Consider the following 15,491-nt stretch of genomic DNA (forward strand, 5'->3'; position numbering starts at 1 on the left):
CCTTGCCCGTGCGCGACAGCACCCTGAAAGCGAGTTCCTTCATGAAAAGCCAACCTGATGCTGCCGGTAGACCGGCGGCCGAGGTCGTGACGCAATTACCGGTGCCCTCGCGGCTCGGCATGCTGCGTTTCGAGCGGCTGAATGAACCCAGCTGGGCCATGCTCTATCTGGATCCGAACTGCGAAAAGCAATTCAGCATGCCCGCCGTCGAACTGTGCGCGCTGGTGGGTACGCCTTACGCCAGTCTCATGGAGCCCGAAGCGCGCTATCAACTGCACGACGCCGTGCAGATGCAACTGGCCGGCAGCGCCCATTACCTGATCCGCTACACCCTGCACACGACGCGCGGCCCTTTGAATCTGGTGGAAATCGGTGAGGGATACAAGCAACACAACCGGCATCTGTTGCGCGGCTACCTGATGGTGGTTGATGCGCAGATCGAGCCCGGCGAACTGATCATCAGCCCCGATCTGGAAGTACAGAACTCCCGCTTGCAGATTGCGCTGGAGCTCAATCAACGCGCCCAGCACGAACAGTTGCTGCATCTTGAACGGGTCCGCGCACAGCAAAGCCTGATTCTGCGTCTGGCGCGCCATCGCTACAGTTCGAACAATTCGCTGCAGGAAGCCGCTGAGCTGATCACCAAAAGCGCCTGCGAGATCTACAACATCTCCTGCGCCAGCCTGTGGAACCTCAGCGGCAAGACCCTTGAGCCGATTGCCGAGTATCGCCGCGATACCAGCACGTTCCCCAAAACCGATGCGATCGACATCAGCGAATTCCCCAGCTACCTGGACGTGCTGCACACCAGCCGCGCCATCGACGTCAACGATGTCGAGCAGGATCCGCGTACGCGCGAGCTGGTTCAGCGACTGCGGACCCAGGACATCACCGCCATTCTCGACGCCGCCGTGCGCATCGATGGCCAGGTGGTGGGCGTGCTGTGCCTCGAGCAGACCGGTACGCCACGGGAATGGCAGTCCGATGAGATTGCTTTTGCCGGTGAGCTGGCCGATCAGTTTGCCCACGCCATCAACAACCACAACCGCCGCACCGCCACCAGCGCCCTGCACCTGTTTCAGCGTGCCGTGGAGCAAAGCGCCAATGCGTTTTTGCTGGTCAACCGCGACGGCGTGGTTGAGTACGTCAACCCGAGCTTCACCGAGATCACCCAGTACCCGGCCGATGAGGTTCATGGGCATCGCCTGTCGGAGCTGCCGGCGCTGGAAAATCTCAGCGCGCTGCTCCTCGACGCGAACTCCAGTCTGGTCAACGGAAACAGCTGGCAGGGCGAGTTCAAGAGCCGACGCAAAAATCTGGAACCGTACTGGGGCCAGCTGTCGATTTCAAAGGTCTACGGCGACAACCGCGAGCTGACCCATTACATCGGCATCTACGAAGACATCACCCAGGCCAAGCTCTCCCAGCAGCGGATCGAGCGCCTGGCGTACACCGACAATCTGACCAGTCTGGGCAACCGTCCGGCGTTCATCCGCACCCTGGACGAGCACTTTGCCCGCGACGTCGCGACGCCGATCAGTCTTTTGCTGGTGGACATCGACAACTTCAAGCGCATCAACGACAGCCTCGGCCACCAGACTGGCGACAAGCTGCTGATCAGCTTGGCTCGCCGCCTGCGCAATAGCCTGAGCCCGACCGGCATTCTGGCGCGCTTCGCCAGTAACGAATTCGCTGTACTACTCGACGACACCAGTCCCGAGGAGGGCCAACGGGTCGCCAGCCAGGTGCTGAGCACGCTGGACAAGCCCATGTTCGTCGACAATCAGCTGATCAGCGTGACCGGTTCGGTGGGGCTGGCCTGCGCGCCGATCCATGGCCGCGACCCGCAGACGCTGATGAAGAACGCAGGCCTGGCGCTGCACAAGGCCAAGGCCAACGGCAAGCATCAGGTGCAGGTATTCACCGAAGCGCTGAACGCCGAGGCGAGTTACAAGCTGTTCGTCGAGAACAACCTGCGCCGCGCGCTGACGCAGAACGAACTTGAGGTCTTTTACCAGCCCAAACTGTGCTTGCGCAGTGGCCGTCTGCTGGGCATGGAAGCGTTGCTGCGCTGGAATCATCCGGAAAAAGGCATGATCCGCCCGGACCAGTTCATCAGCGTCGCCGAAGAGACCGGCCTGATCATCCCGATCGGCAAGTGGGTCGCGCGCCAGTCCTGCCGCATGAGCAAGCAACTGACCGCTGCCGGTTACGGCAAACTGCATGTGGCAATCAACGTGTCGCCGAAGCAGTTTTCCGATCCGGAGCTGGTCTCCTCGCTGGCTAGTATTCTGCGTGACGAACAGCTCGACCCGTCGCTGCTGGAACTGGAACTGACTGAAGGCTTGCTGCTGGAGGCAACCGAAGACACGCGCCTGCAGCTTGAGTCGCTGAAGACGCTAGGCCTGACCCTGGCGATGGATGACTTCGGTACGGGGTATTCGTCGTTCAGTTACCTGAAGAAATTCCCCATCGACGTGATCAAGATCGACCGCAGCTTCATCAGGGACATCCCGGATGATCAGGACGACATGGAAATCACCTCGGCGGTCATCGCCATGGCCCACAACCTCAAGTTGACCGTGGTCGCCGAAGGCATCGAGACGGCGGCACAGCTGGCGTTTCTGCGTCGCCATCGCTGTGATGTCGGTCAGGGCTATCTGTTCGACAAGCCGATTCCGGGCGAAGAGCTGATCGAGAAGTTGCGTCGCTACCCGCGCGGCCCACTGGCCTAAGGCCCCTTCCCCGTATCACATCAGTGCGGCACACTTGCCGCCCTGCATTTGCATCAGCCGATTCTGACCCCATATACGGTTTTCACTGACAACGCATGTCGGTTGTCCTGCCCCAGAGAGGATGTGCCTCATGGTCTTGCGCTCGGAAATTCTTGTGAATAAAAACGCTCTCCCCACCGCTCAGCAGGCATTGCCTGGGCGCGAAACCCCCATGACCCTGCCAGAAACCCATTTCGTCAATGGTACGCCGCTGCTTGGGCCGTTCTTTAATGACGTCGAGTTCGCCATCTTTGGCCTGGGTTGCTTCTGGGGGGCGGAACGTCGCTTCTGGCAGAAAGAAGGTGTGGTCAGCACTGTTGTGGGTTACGCGGGTGGCTTCACGCCAAACCCGACGTACGAAGAAGTCTGCTCGGGGCTGACGGGCCATGCCGAGGTGGTCCTCGTGGTGTACGAACCTGCGAAGGTCAGCTACGAAGCACTGCTGGCGATGTTCTGGGAATTGCATAACCCGACACAGGGCATGCGGCAGGGCAACGACATCGGCACCCAATACCGCTCGGTGATCTACGCGACAACGCCGGAACAACTGCAGGCGGCCAAAAGCAGCGCCGAGGTGTACCAAGCCGAACTGGCCAAGGCTGGTCTTGGGGACATCACCACCGAAATCGACCAGGCGCCCACCGTGTACTTCGCCGAGGCGTATCACCAGCAATATCTGGCGAAGAACCCCCAGGGCTACTGCGGTATTGGCGGCACCGGCGTCTGCATGCCGCCGAGCCTGGCGGGGAACTGAGTTACCCCATAGAGGGATCGGCCGCGTTGGACCCGCTGGCATCCCTGGTATCGGCAAAGGCTGCCTTGGCCGGGGGAGGCAGACATCGCCGATCCTCCGGCAGATGAACGAATTGTGGGAGCGAGCTTGCTCGCGAATGGGCCATCACATCCGCTAAATAGTCAGCGGTTGAGATGCCGCCTTCGTGAGCAAGCTCACTCCCACATGAACGGTGTCCGCTGCATCACTTCCTGGCCTCTTCCCGGCTAAAGCTGATCCCGCTGACACTACGCGTGCTGTCAGTGGGACTGGCTTTAGCCGGGAAGACGTAAGCCGTCACGCCGCAGAAACCAAGAGCGGTTACTCCGCAATCAGCCAATCCATCTTCCAGTCACCTTGCGTCTGGCCGAGTTTCTTCGCCAGCCACGGCATCAATTCGCGCAACTCCTCTTCCAACCCCCATGGCGGATTGGCGATCGCCAGGCCGGAGCCGTTGAGGCTGCTGGGTGTGTCCAGCGGATGCACGAACAACTCGACCCGCAGCAGTTTCGGTGCACCGGTTTCGGCCAGTTCCTGATAGAAACGCTTGAGCGCACGCTGGTCCTTGATCGGGTACCAGATGGCCGCAACGGTCTGGCGCATCCGCGCAATGGTTTCCTTGAGGGCGACGGAGCAGCGCTTCATCTCGTCCAGTTGCTCGAACGGCGGATCAATCAGCATGACTGCGCGCTTCTCGTGAACCGGCAGCAAGGCCCGGGGCACGTGCCAGCCTTCGCCCAGGTGCACGGCGACGCGGCGGTCGTATTTCATGTTGTCTTTAAGCAGCGCGCCGTCTTCAGGGTGCTTTTCGTTGAGCAGCACGCGGTCCTGTTCGCGGGTCAGGCGGCGGGCCAGTTCGGGAGAGCCCGGGTAGTAACGCAGTTCGCCGGTCTTGCGGTTCATGTGACGGATCGCGTCGATGTAACCGGCCGCCATTTCAGGCACGTCTTCGGCATCCCACAGACGGCCAATGCCTTCGATCCATTCGCCGGTGCGCGTGGCCTGATCGCCCTGCAAGTCATACAGGCCGATGCCCGCGTGAGTGTCGAGGTAAGCGAGTGGCTGCTCTTTGCGCGACATCAGCGCGATCAAGCGAGTCAGAACGATATGTTTGAAAACGTCGGCGTGGTTGCCGGCGTGGAAGGCGTGACGGTAATTCATGGCGGCTCCTGGAAGGCTGCGGAGTTTATCAAACCATCCGACGTTGCGCAGACCGCTCATGCCCTGCCGCTCGAAGGAGCCCAAACGACAGGCAAAAAAATCCCCGGTTAAGCCGTTACAAAACCGGGGTGAGGCATCTGCGCGGGCCAGAGGGTGACCAAACCGTAGCTCGCGCAATGTAAGTGGGCGGATTATGCCAAATGAACTAAACGGTTACATAGCCGAAAACGACACACTGATGCGTATGCCAGACATCTGCGACGCGAGCGCTTGCCGAGCTCACGCGCGCACCACCAGAATCAGGCCAACCTCAAGAACGGAGCGCACGTCATGATGCACGCAGACCTCATGGACCAGGACGACCTGATCAGCCAACTCAGGGCGATCGGTCTCGAAGTACCCTCCGGCCTCAGCGCGGAACAGGCGTGCGCACAGGCGGTGCGCGGCCTCAATGACGATCGCGCTCGGGCATTGCGGCAATTGGTCGAGAAACTGCTGAGCGGCAGCGCAACGATTTTGCCAGCCGTGCGCCAGGCGATTGATCAGCAGTTGTTGCCGGCGCTCACGACATACAACAAAAGCATGCCCCGTTAGTTGGTCATTGCTGACGTATCGCCACAGTAAGCTTATAACGCCAGTCACGAGCAGGAAGTTGCATCAGGCTGGCAATATTGATCTGCAGGGTTATAAGTGAACGTCGCGTCGCCAGTGACAACTGCGGGCAGCGTCATATGAATGATCGGAACGAAGAGTCCACCTGTGCTATTGAAAAAATCCCATTGATTATGCCTCGCGCTTACTAACCCGCTGACAGAGGTATAAAAGAACGCCTGAATTGGAAGCCTTGTCGGAATGTCCTGAGCCCACGCTTGAACAATCAACTCATTGTAACGGTGCCTCAATTCAGCGGGCAGAAGATGCATGGCCCTCAGTGACTGATAAAAAGACTCGGCACCTAAGGCATTCATCTCAGTGCTTACATCAAAAGCACAGACATAACCGTAGATTAACTCTCTGTCTGCACCTGATGGTCCCTTGTCGAAATGGGCTTTCCACTGATCTGCGGTGGAAATGCCCTGAGACTGGCAGCGCCCGCTCACGCCGGGATATTGAGAGCTTTCTCCGCAACCTGGCTGGGCCCGTATCCAGGTATAACCGTCAACAGGAAACGAGCACAGTACATACATATGATCTTTTCCAGACGGTGCGGAAAGAATCGGATAAAAGATAAACCCGTTATCAGTACCCACGGCGAGATGGTCAAAGTTAGCGTCCTTGCGCACGTAGGAAAACGAAACACCGGTTTTCCCAGGCGCAGGGTTCCAGGCGTGATGGGCACCGGAAGTGCTCGTGCCTCTAAAGAGCACGCCTGCGCATAAAAAGGCTGGCTTCGACGCGCTGCCACAATCATGCCGGGTATCCTGGTACGCAAGCTGGATAGAGGCCGCTACGGCGTTGCCATCTACTGCATTGACGCGTCGCGACCCGGAAGAAGTATCCGGATTGTTAGTACATCCCAGAATAAGCGCCATCAAAAAAATCAGGCCGTATGTTTTCATTTCAGCATCCTTGCTCGATGAGTAATCCTTAACAAACTGAGCCACGGAGATCCTGCTGACTTTATACGTCGGGCCGCTCAGGCGCGTAAACTGTCAGAAATGACAGTAACTGCCAAAAAACCTAGCCACCGAAATCCACAACTTAACAATAGGATTCCCCGCGACCGACGCCGCAAGGCAGTTATAAACAGAAGCGGATAGGTTCAAATAAATCTAAAACGGGAGGATTTAGCGCAAGGGCGTAAAGCGGAAAATAATTTTTTAATGAGGCTGCCCATTTACGAGCTCGATAAGAACCTTGCCCGCGAAAGCACGGCCCAGACGATGTCCTAATCATCTGAATCGGCACATCGCGAGCGCGCTCCTATCCGGGGGTTCTAGCGTTTTTCCAATGGCATCTGGCTAAATCATCGCCCTACAACCGCACACTCGCAAACGTCGATTCATTACGCGCCTGACTCAGCGCCGACAGCGGCCCGGACAACGGCGCCAGAACGATCGACTGCGGGATCGGCAACATACCCACCTGCTGCGCGGTGTTGGAGCCGACGCGTTCGTCCCGTGGCGGGATGCCGAAGTATTCGCGGTAGCACTTGGAAAAGTGCGGCGTGGACACGAACCCGCAGACCGACGCCACTTCGATGATCGACATCGGCGTTTGCTTGAGCAGCTGGCGGGCGCGGATCAGGCGCAGCTTGAGGTAGTAGCGCGACGGCGAGCAGTGCAGGTATTTCTGGAACAGCCTTTCCAGCTGACGCCGGGACACGGCGACGTACACCGCGAGTTCATCCAGATCGATCGGCTCCTCCAGATTGGCTTCCATCAGCGCCACGATTTCCTGCAGCTTCGGCTGATTGGTGCCCAGCATGTGCTTGAGCGGCACACGCTGGTGATCCTGTTCGTTGCGGATGCGTTCGTAGACGAACATCTCCGAGATGGCAGCGGACAGTTCACGACCATGATCGCGGCTGATCAGGTGCAGCATCATGTCCAGCGGTGCGGTGCCGCCGGAGCTGGTGAAGCGGTTGCGGTCGAGGGTGAACAGGCGCGTGCTCATGGCAACGCGGGGGAAAGCCTCCTGCATCGCGGCCAGGCATTCCCAATGCACGCTGCAATCAAACCCGTCCAGCAAGCCTGCGCAGGCCAATGCCCAACTGCCGGTGCACACCGCGCCCAGACGACGGGACTGACGCGCCTGGCTCTGCAGCCAGCTGACGTGTTCGCGGGTGACAGTACGTTGAATGCCGACGCCACCGCAGACGATCACGGTGTCGAGCACCGGCGCCTTGTGCATGGCGGCGTCCGGCGTGATCTGCAGACCATCGCTGGCCCAGACCTGGCCGCCATCCGCCGTCAGTGTGGTCCAGCGGTACAGCTCGCGGCCTGATAACTGATTCGCCATACGCAGTGGCTCGACCGCTGACGCGAGGGAGATCAATGTGAAGTTGTCCAGCAGCAGGAAGCCGATGGATTGGGGCGCACGGTTCTGGGGTTGAGCCCCGGAGTTGAACGAAGTCATCACAATTTCTCCTCACGCGTAAAACGGTTGATGGCCCCGGCAGGAGGCTCTTGTTGTATCGCCCTCATCTGTGGAGAGCTTTGTCATTGCAACGCAAATGCCATGCCTAAAGTTGAATGAGCATTCAACAACCCCTGATTGCGACGTCGCGAAGCGTCTATTCGGCAGCGACATGACGATTCAAATCGCGACCCCGAGGGACGCTGAGCCGCAGACGCGGCGGGCGGGATGAGCAATTCCGTAGCACTTGTGTGAACCATCGAATCGGCAGGCGGTCCGGGAGTGTCACCCGACGCACGGGGTGCTCGGCAGCTAGCGATGGGTTACGGATTCAGATGGCATCGCGCCAGCTCAAGGGGGAAGCGCGCGCCAAAACGTAGCGGGCTCAGTGCGGCGTGAGCGAAAAGCGAGCAGCCATCCACGGATGCAACTGCTTCTATCCCGGCAGGGAGCGTTATCGACTCAACATTCGACGGCGCTGACCGCCAGCCCGCCGCGGGACGTCTCTTTGTATTTGTCGTGCATGTCGGCGCCGGTGTCGCGCATGGTGCGAATGACTCGGTCCAGCGAAATAAAGTGCTGGCCGTCGCCACGCAGGGCCATTTGCGCAGCGTTGATGGCTTTCACCGCAGCGATGGCGTTGCGCTCAATGCACGGCACCTGAACCAGTCCGCCCACCGGATCACAGGTCAGGCCGAGGTTATGTTCCAGACCGATTTCAGCCGCGTTGCACAGCTGCTCCGGGGTGGCACCCAGGATGTCCGCCAGGCCGGCGGCCGCCATGGCGCACGCGGAACCGACCTCGCCCTGACAGCCGACTTCTGCGCCGGAGATCGATGCGTTCTTTTTGCACAGAATGCCGATGGCCGCGGCGCCCAAGAGGTAATCGACCACGTTGGCTTCGCTCACTTCGTCGCTGAATTTGACGAAGTAATGCAGCACCGCCGGAATGATCCCCGCCGCGCCGTTGGTGGGCGCCGTGACCATGCGCCCTCCGGCAGCGTTTTCTTCATTGACGGCCAGCGCGAACAGGTTGACCCACTCCATCGCGCTCAGCGTCGAGCCAATCACGTTCGGCTTGTTCAGTTCCAGAAGGCTGCGGTGCAGACGCGCCGCACGACGACGCACGTTCAGGCCGCCCGGCAAAATACCCTCGTGCTTCAACCCCAGCTCGACACACGCCTGCATGGCCCGCCACAAGTGCATGAGCCCGGCGCGGATTTCGTCTTCGCTGCGCCAGACCTTCTCGTTCTCCATCATCAGTTGCGACACCCGCAGGCCGTGGGTTTCGCAGAGCATCAGCAGCTCGTCCGCACTGGAGAAATCATAGGGCAGCACGGTTTCGTCGCGATCCAGCACGCCGCTCGCCGCCTGGGCCTCATCGACGACAAAACCGCCGCCCACTGAGTAATAGGTGTCGCGATGAAACTCACCGTGCTCATTGAAGGCAACCAGCGTCATGGCGTTGGGATGGAACGGCAGGTTTTCGTCGATGAGCAGCATGTCGCGCTGCCAGACGAAAGAAATCGGGTGATCGCCGTTGAGCGTCAAGGTGTCGGTCTCACGCAGTTCGGCGATGCGCTGGCCGATCAGCGACGGATCGATCGCGTCGGGCCATTCGCCCATCAGGCCCATGATCACCGCGCTGTCGCTGCCATGGCCGACGCCGGTCGCCGACAGCGAGCCATACAGCCGCACTTCAACGCGGTTCACCTGCTCCAGCTGATCGCGTTCGCGCAGGCCCTGAACGAACAATGCGGCAGCACGCATGGGGCCGACGGTGTGGGAACTGGAAGGGCCGATACCGATCTTGAACAGGTCGAACACGCTGATTGCCATTGACCGCAAACCTCCGAAAACAGGGCTCCCGGCGCGCCGCGCGGCCGGCGATGGAGCTGCTACGCTCACGCAGCGATCCATCGAGATGGCGGCATCATCAGCCTTTTGTTTTGCAGGGCGGCGTCTCACACCGACTCACCCATGCCCACCAACGTCGCGTCTGCTTTAACCGGTACATGAACACGATCGGCTGCCGATTCCGGCACTTTTTGCCGTATCGTCACTCTGCTTTTGTCCCGGGAATCATTCGGCGAGCAGGGAAAAAACCTGTAAGCGACGTCACTGATACTGGATACGACGCCCTGTGTACTGGATACGACGCCCCCTGTAGGCGTTTGTTTTTCCCTGTTACATGATCGTTGTCGACTCAATCGCCAGACGCAGTGATGGAGCTGTTTTCCCAACTTGACTCGCCGACACCAGAAAACGCATCAGCTGCGGTTGATGCCGAGAAGAAAACACCAAAGGAGTCCAACATGAAAGGTTCACAAAGGCTGTTGCTGGGCGTTGCGCTGAGTCTTCCGATCCTGGCCCAGGCCGCAGAGCCTGCCGCTTGCCAGATGGTCAATTTTTCCGATGTGGGCTGGACCGACATCACGGCGACCACCGCCGTCACCAGCGTCGTGCTGCAGTCGTTGGGCTACAAAACCAAAACCACGATGATTTCCGTGCCCGTGACCTACAAGTCGCTGGCCGATGGCAAGAACATGGATATCTTCCTCGGCAACTGGATGCCGACCATGGAAAACGACATCAAGGCCTACCGCGACGCCGGCACCGTCGAGACCGTCCGCGCCAACCTTGAAAACGCAAAATACACCCTCGCTGTTCCCCAGGCCCTTTACGACAAGGGGCTTCACGACTTTGCCGACATCGTCAAATTCAAGAAAGAACTCGACGGCAAAATCTACGGCATCGAGCCGGGCAACGACGGCAACCGCCTGATCCAGAGCATGATCGACAAGAACGCCTTCGGCCTGAAAGACGCAGGCTTCAAGGTCGTCGAGTCGAGCGAAGCGGGCATGCTGTCCCAGGTCGACCGCGCCTCGCGGCGCAACACCGACGTGGTGTTCCTCGGCTGGGAACCGCACCCGATGAACACCCGCTTCAAAATCAAATACCTCACCGGCGGCGATGACTTCTTCGGCCCCGACTTCGGCAAAGCCACCGTCTACACCAACGTGCGCAAGGGCTACACCACCGAGTGCAGCAACGTCGGTCAACTGTTGAAGAACCTGTCTTTCACGCTGCCGATGGAAAGCGCGCTGATGGGCAACATCCTCGACGACAAGATGAAGCCTGAAGCGGCCGCCAAGGCGTGGCTGAAAACCAACCCTCAAGTACTCGACACCTGGCTGGCGGGTGTCACCACCGTGGACGGAAAACCTGGCCTGGAAGCCGCAAAAGCCGAGCTGACGAAGTAACTCGACAGGCAGGCGGGTACGCCCGCCTGTTGTCCTCTTTTCATCCCGCACGCGGACAACCGACATCATGCTGACTGATCATAAAATCCCTCTGGGCGAGTACATCGCCGGCTTCGTCGAATGGCTGACGCAGCACGGCGCCAGCACCTTCGACGCCATCGCTTCGTCACTGGAAACCATGATTCACGGCCTGACCGGCGGGCTGACCTGGTTCAACCCCTTCGTGCTGATCGGCCTGGTTGCCCTGCTTGCCCACTTCATTCAGCGCAAATGGGGCCTGACCGTATTTGTGATCATTTCCTTTCTGCTGATCCTCAACCTGGGGTACTGGCAGGAAACCATGGAGACCCTGGCCCAGGTGCTGTTCGCCACGGCGGTCTGCGTAGTGATCGGTGTGCCGCTGGGCATCATTGCCGCGCACAAGCCGATGTTCTACACCTGCATGCGCCCCGTCCTCGACCTGATGCAGACGGTTCCTACGTTCGTTTACCTAATCCCGACCCTGACCCTGTTCGGCCTCGGCGTAGTACCGGGCCTGATTTCGACGGTGGTGTTTGCGATCGCCGCGCCAATCCGCCTGACCTACCTGGGCATCTGTGATGTCCCGCAAGAACTCCTCGACGCCGGCAAAGCCTTCGGCTGCTCGCGCCGTCAACTGCTCTCCCGTATCGAACTGCCCCACGCCATGCCGAGCATCGCGGCCGGCATCACCCAGTGCATCATGCTGTCGCTGTCGATGGTGGTAATCGCCGCGCTGGTGGGTGCGGATGGCTTGGGCAAACCTGTGGTCAACGCACTGAACACTGCTGATATCGCACTGGGCTTCGAAGCGGGCCTGGCGATCGTATTGCTGGCGATCATGCTCGACCGGATCTGCAAACAACCGGACGCCAAAGTGAGGGCCGACGCATGAGCATCATCAAATTCGATCAGGTTGACGTCGTCTTCTCCAAAGACCCGCGTGAGGCACTCAAGCTATTGGACCAGGGCCTTACGCGGGCTGAAATCCTCAAGAAAACCGGCCAGATCGTCGGCGTTGAAAAGGCCACGCTGGAGATCAACAAAGGCGAGATCTGCGTGCTGATGGGCCTCTCCGGCTCGGGCAAATCCAGCTTGCTGCGGTGCATCAACGGCTTGAACACGGTCAGCCGCGGCTCGCTGTTCGTCGAGCACGAAGGCAAGCAGATCAACATCGCCGCCTGCACCCCCGCCGAGCTGAAGATGATGCGCACCAAACGCATTGCGATGGTGTTCCAGAAGTTCGCCCTGATGCCGTGGCTGACGGTGCGCGAGAACATCAGTTTCGGTCTGGAAATGCAGGGCCGCCCCGAGAAAGAGCGGCGCGCGCTGGTGGACGAAAAACTGGAGCTGGTCGGCCTGACCCAATGGCGCAACAAGAAGCCGGACGAGCTGTCGGGCGGCATGCAACAGCGTGTCGGTCTGGCCCGGGCACTGGCGATGGACGCCGATATTCTGCTGATGGACGAGCCGTTTTCGGCACTCGATCCGTTGATCCGTCAGGGCCTGCAGGATGAACTGCTGGCGCTGCAGAAAAAGCTGAACAAGACCATCGTCTTCGTGAGCCACGACCTGGACGAAGCGCTCAAGCTCGGCACCCGCATCGCGATCATGAAGGACGGCCGGATCATTCAGTACAGCGTGCCGGAAGAGATCGTGCTCAACCCCGCCGACGAATACGTGCGCACCTTCGTCGCCCACACCAACCCGCTCAACGTGCTGTGCGGTCGCAGCCTGATGCGCCCGATCACCCAGTGCACGCGCATCAACGGTTCTCAGGTCTGCCTGGACCCGAGCGACGACACATGGATTGATCTGTCCGACGGCAACGCCATCACCGGCGCCCACCAGCATGGCGCGGCCCTTGATCTGCAGAGCTGGGAGCCGGGTCAGTCGGTGGATGCACTCGGCCGCAAACCGACCGTCGTCCACTCCGACATCGGTATGCGTGACGCCCTGCAGATCCGCTATCACACCGGCAACAAACTGGTGCTGCAGGAAAACAACCAGCTGGTCGGCATCCTCGGCGACAGCGAGCTGTACCACGCGTTGCTGGGCAAGAATCATGGCTGAAGGTCAGCTTTAAGCTGCGAGCTACAAGCTGCAAGAGAAGGGCCGCCAAACCTTGATTCTTGCGGCTTGAGGCTTGGCGCTTGTAGCTGCTTTTCTGCGCCCCTCGTTTTTTGTTGATTGAACGTTCAATTAAAAAGCTTTACAGTGGACGCCGTTTCCAGCCACCCACGATCACCCGGCACATCAAGGAGCCCCACAGATGCCCAAGGTCGGTATGCAACCCATTCGGCGTCAACAGTTGATCCAGGCCACCCTGACGGCGGTCGATCAGGTCGGGATGGGCGATGCCAGCATTGCGCTGATCGCCAAACTGGCAGGGGTCTCCAACGGCATCATCAGTCACTACTTTCAGGACAAGAACGGCCTGATCGCAGCGACGATGCGCCACTTGATGAATGCGCTGATCGCCAGCGTCGCCGAGCGGCGCCGGGCATTGAACGACGACAGCCCCCGGGCTCACCTGAAAGTGATCATCGAGGGCAACTTCGATTCCAGTCAGGTCAACGGTCCGGCAATGAAAACCTGGCTCGCCTTCTGGGCAACCAGCATGCATTCGCCCTCGCTGCACAGGCTGCAGCGAATCAACGACCACCGTCTTTATTCCAACCTCTGCTGCCAGTTCCGTCGCGCATTGCCGTTGGATGAAGCACGCAGCGCAGCCCGGGGGCTGGCGGCCTTGATCGACGGCCTATGGCTGCGCGGCGCGCTTTCGGGCGACGCCTTCGACACCGAACAAGCGCAACGGATTGCCTACGAGTACATGGACTTTCAACTGGCAAAAGCGCCGAGCTGAAGCAGCCGGCACCACGACCAAGGCAGCGCATGGCGCACTCGGTCGTCACCCACCCAGATTACTGCGAGGATTTTATGGCCCGTTTCGAATTGCAAAAACTCTACATTGACGGCGGCTACGTGGACGCCAGCAGCAACGCGACCTTCGAAGCCATCAACCCGGCCAATGGCGAAGTCCTGGCCCAGGTCCAGCGCGCCACCAAAGAAGACGTTGAGCGCGCGGTCGTCAGCGCTGAAAAAGGCCAGAAAATCTGGGCCGCCATGACCGCCATGGAGCGCTCGCGCATCCTGCGTCGTGCCGTCGACATCCTGCGTGAACGCAACGATGAGCTGGCCGAACTGGAAACCCTGGACACCGGCAAAGCGATCTCCGAAACCAAATACGTCGACATCGTCACCGGCGCCGACGTGCTGGAGTACTACGCCGGCCTGGTGCCCGCCATCGAAGGCGAGCAGATTCCGCTGCGTGACACCTCGTTTGTCTACACCCGCCGCGAGCCGCTGGGCGTCACCGTCGGCATCGGCGCGTGGAACTACCCGATCCAGATCGCCCTGTGGAAGTCCGCCCCTGCACTGGCCGCCGGCAACGCAATGATCTTCAAGCCAAGCGAAGTCACCTCGCTGACCACGCTGAAGCTGGCCGAAATCTACACCGAAGCCGGTGTGCCGGACGGCGTGTTCAACGTACTTACCGGTGCTGGCAGCGACGTCGGCAGCTGGCTGACCGAGCACCCGCGCATCGAGAAGATCTCGTTCACCGGCGGCGTACAAACTGGCAAGAAAGTCATGGCCAGCGCGTCGAGCTCGTCGCTCAAGGAAGTGACCATGGAGCTGGGCGGCAAATCCCCGCTGATCATTTTCGACGACGCCGACCTGGATCGTGCGGCTGACATCGCGATGATGGCCAACTTCTACAGCTCCGGTCAGGTCTGCACCAACGGCACTCGCGTGTTCGTGCCGAGCGCGCTGAAGGCAGCGTTCGAAGCGAAAATCCTTGAGCGCGTCAAACGCATCCGCGTCGGCAACCCGCAAGACGACAACACCAACTTCGGCCCGCTGGTGAGCTTCGCGCACATGGAAAACGTGCTCGGCTACATCAACAAGGGCAAGGAAGAAGGCGCCCGCCTGCTGATCGGCGGCGACCGTCTGACCGAGGGCGAGCTGGCCAATGGAGCGTTCGTTGCCCCGACCGTGTTCACCGATTGCACCGATGAGATGACCATCGTCAAAGAGGAAATCTTCGGCCCGGTCATGAGCATCCTCAGCTACGACAGCGAAGAAGAAGTGATCCGCCGCGCCAACGACACTGAAATGGGTCTGGCTGCGGGCATCGTGACCAAGGACCTGAACCGCGCGCATCGCGTGATTCATCAACTGGAAGCCGGTATCTGCTGGATCAACGCCTGGGGCGAGTCCGACGCGAAGATGCCGGTCGGTGGCTACAAGCAGTCAGGCGTGGGCCGCGAGAACGGCATCAGCTCGCTGGCGCAGTACACCCGCATCAAGTCTGTGCAGGTCGAGCTGGGCGATTACGCGTCGGTGTTCTAAAGCAGCTTTAAG

General features: G+C 60.0%; 12 protein-coding genes. 8 read left to right on the forward strand and 4 right to left on the reverse strand.

The features are described from left to right. Positions 1 to 41: 41 nt before the first annotated feature. The gene (locus ABEH28_RS05745) at positions 42 to 2,735 is read left to right on the forward strand and encodes an EAL domain-containing protein (protein ID WP_282371696.1); all 2,694 of its coding nucleotides are present in this window, start codon (positions 42 to 44) and stop codon (positions 2,733 to 2,735) included. Positions 2,736 to 2,865: 130 nt separating this feature from the next. After that, positions 2,866 to 3,528, forward strand: a complete 663-nt coding sequence (gene msrA, locus ABEH28_RS05750) for a peptide-methionine (S)-S-oxide reductase MsrA (protein ID WP_346629363.1) — start codon at positions 2,866 to 2,868, stop codon at positions 3,526 to 3,528. Between the two features lie 339 nt (positions 3,529 to 3,867). Here the strand turns inward: msrA and rlmJ are convergent, their stop codons facing one another. Beyond that, positions 3,868 to 4,707, reverse strand: coding sequence for a 23S rRNA (adenine(2030)-N(6))-methyltransferase RlmJ (rlmJ, locus tag ABEH28_RS05755; RefSeq protein WP_346629364.1), 840 nt, complete (start codon positions 4,705 to 4,707; stop codon positions 3,868 to 3,870). Between the two features lie 330 nt (positions 4,708 to 5,037). Here rlmJ and ABEH28_RS05760 point away from each other — a divergent pair, with 330 nt between their 5' ends. Further along, positions 5,038 to 5,301: a hypothetical protein gene (locus ABEH28_RS05760; RefSeq protein ID WP_346629365.1), complete on the forward strand. Its 264-nt coding sequence runs from the start codon at positions 5,038 to 5,040 to the stop codon at positions 5,299 to 5,301. A 44-nt stretch (positions 5,302 to 5,345) separates the two neighbouring features. Here the strand turns inward: ABEH28_RS05760 and ABEH28_RS05765 are convergent, their stop codons facing one another. From ABEH28_RS05765 to ABEH28_RS05775, 3 genes are all read right to left on the reverse strand, one after another. Continuing rightward, on the reverse strand, positions 5,346 to 6,311 hold the full coding sequence (locus ABEH28_RS05765) for a halovibrin HvnA (RefSeq protein ID WP_346629366.1): 966 nt from the start codon (positions 6,309 to 6,311) through the stop codon (positions 5,346 to 5,348). 370 nt (positions 6,312 to 6,681) lie between these two features. After that, entirely contained in the window at positions 6,682 to 7,785 is a 1,104-nt protein-coding gene (locus ABEH28_RS05770; protein ID WP_282371699.1) for a GlxA family transcriptional regulator, read from the reverse strand. Positions 7,786 to 8,247: 462 nt separating this feature from the next. Then, positions 8,248 to 9,624, reverse strand: a complete 1,377-nt coding sequence (locus ABEH28_RS05775) for an L-serine ammonia-lyase (protein ID WP_346629367.1) — start codon at positions 9,622 to 9,624, stop codon at positions 8,248 to 8,250. Positions 9,625 to 10,100: 476 nt separating this feature from the next. On the opposite strand from ABEH28_RS05775, the gene ABEH28_RS05780 reads away from it, so the two are divergent. From ABEH28_RS05780 to betB, 5 genes are all read left to right on the forward strand, one after another. Continuing rightward, a complete protein-coding gene (locus ABEH28_RS05780) occupies positions 10,101 to 11,048 on the forward strand; it encodes a choline ABC transporter substrate-binding protein (protein WP_346629368.1) in 948 nt (315 codons plus the stop codon). 64 nt (positions 11,049 to 11,112) lie between these two features. Then, the gene (gene choW, locus ABEH28_RS05785) at positions 11,113 to 11,961 is read left to right on the forward strand and encodes a choline ABC transporter permease subunit (protein ID WP_192171475.1); all 849 of its coding nucleotides are present in this window, start codon (positions 11,113 to 11,115) and stop codon (positions 11,959 to 11,961) included. After that, the gene (gene choV, locus ABEH28_RS05790; RefSeq protein WP_282371702.1) at positions 11,958 to 13,139 is read left to right on the forward strand and encodes a choline ABC transporter ATP-binding protein; all 1,182 of its coding nucleotides are present in this window, start codon (positions 11,958 to 11,960) and stop codon (positions 13,137 to 13,139) included. The genes choW and choV overlap by 4 nt, the downstream gene beginning before the upstream one ends. A gap of 199 nt (positions 13,140 to 13,338) precedes the next feature. Next, on the forward strand, positions 13,339 to 13,932 hold the full coding sequence (gene betI, locus ABEH28_RS05795; RefSeq protein ID WP_122533875.1) for a transcriptional regulator BetI: 594 nt from the start codon (positions 13,339 to 13,341) through the stop codon (positions 13,930 to 13,932). A 74-nt stretch (positions 13,933 to 14,006) separates the two neighbouring features. Continuing rightward, complete coding sequence (gene betB, locus ABEH28_RS05800) at positions 14,007 to 15,479, forward strand: betaine-aldehyde dehydrogenase (RefSeq protein WP_192171155.1); 1,473 nt, start codon at positions 14,007 to 14,009, stop codon at positions 15,477 to 15,479. Positions 15,480 to 15,491 lie beyond the last annotated feature (12 nt).

It is taken from the genome of Pseudomonas sp. Ps21-P2 (genome assembly GCF_039672565.1).
Lineage (GTDB): Bacteria > Pseudomonadota > Gammaproteobacteria > Pseudomonadales > Pseudomonadaceae > Aquipseudomonas.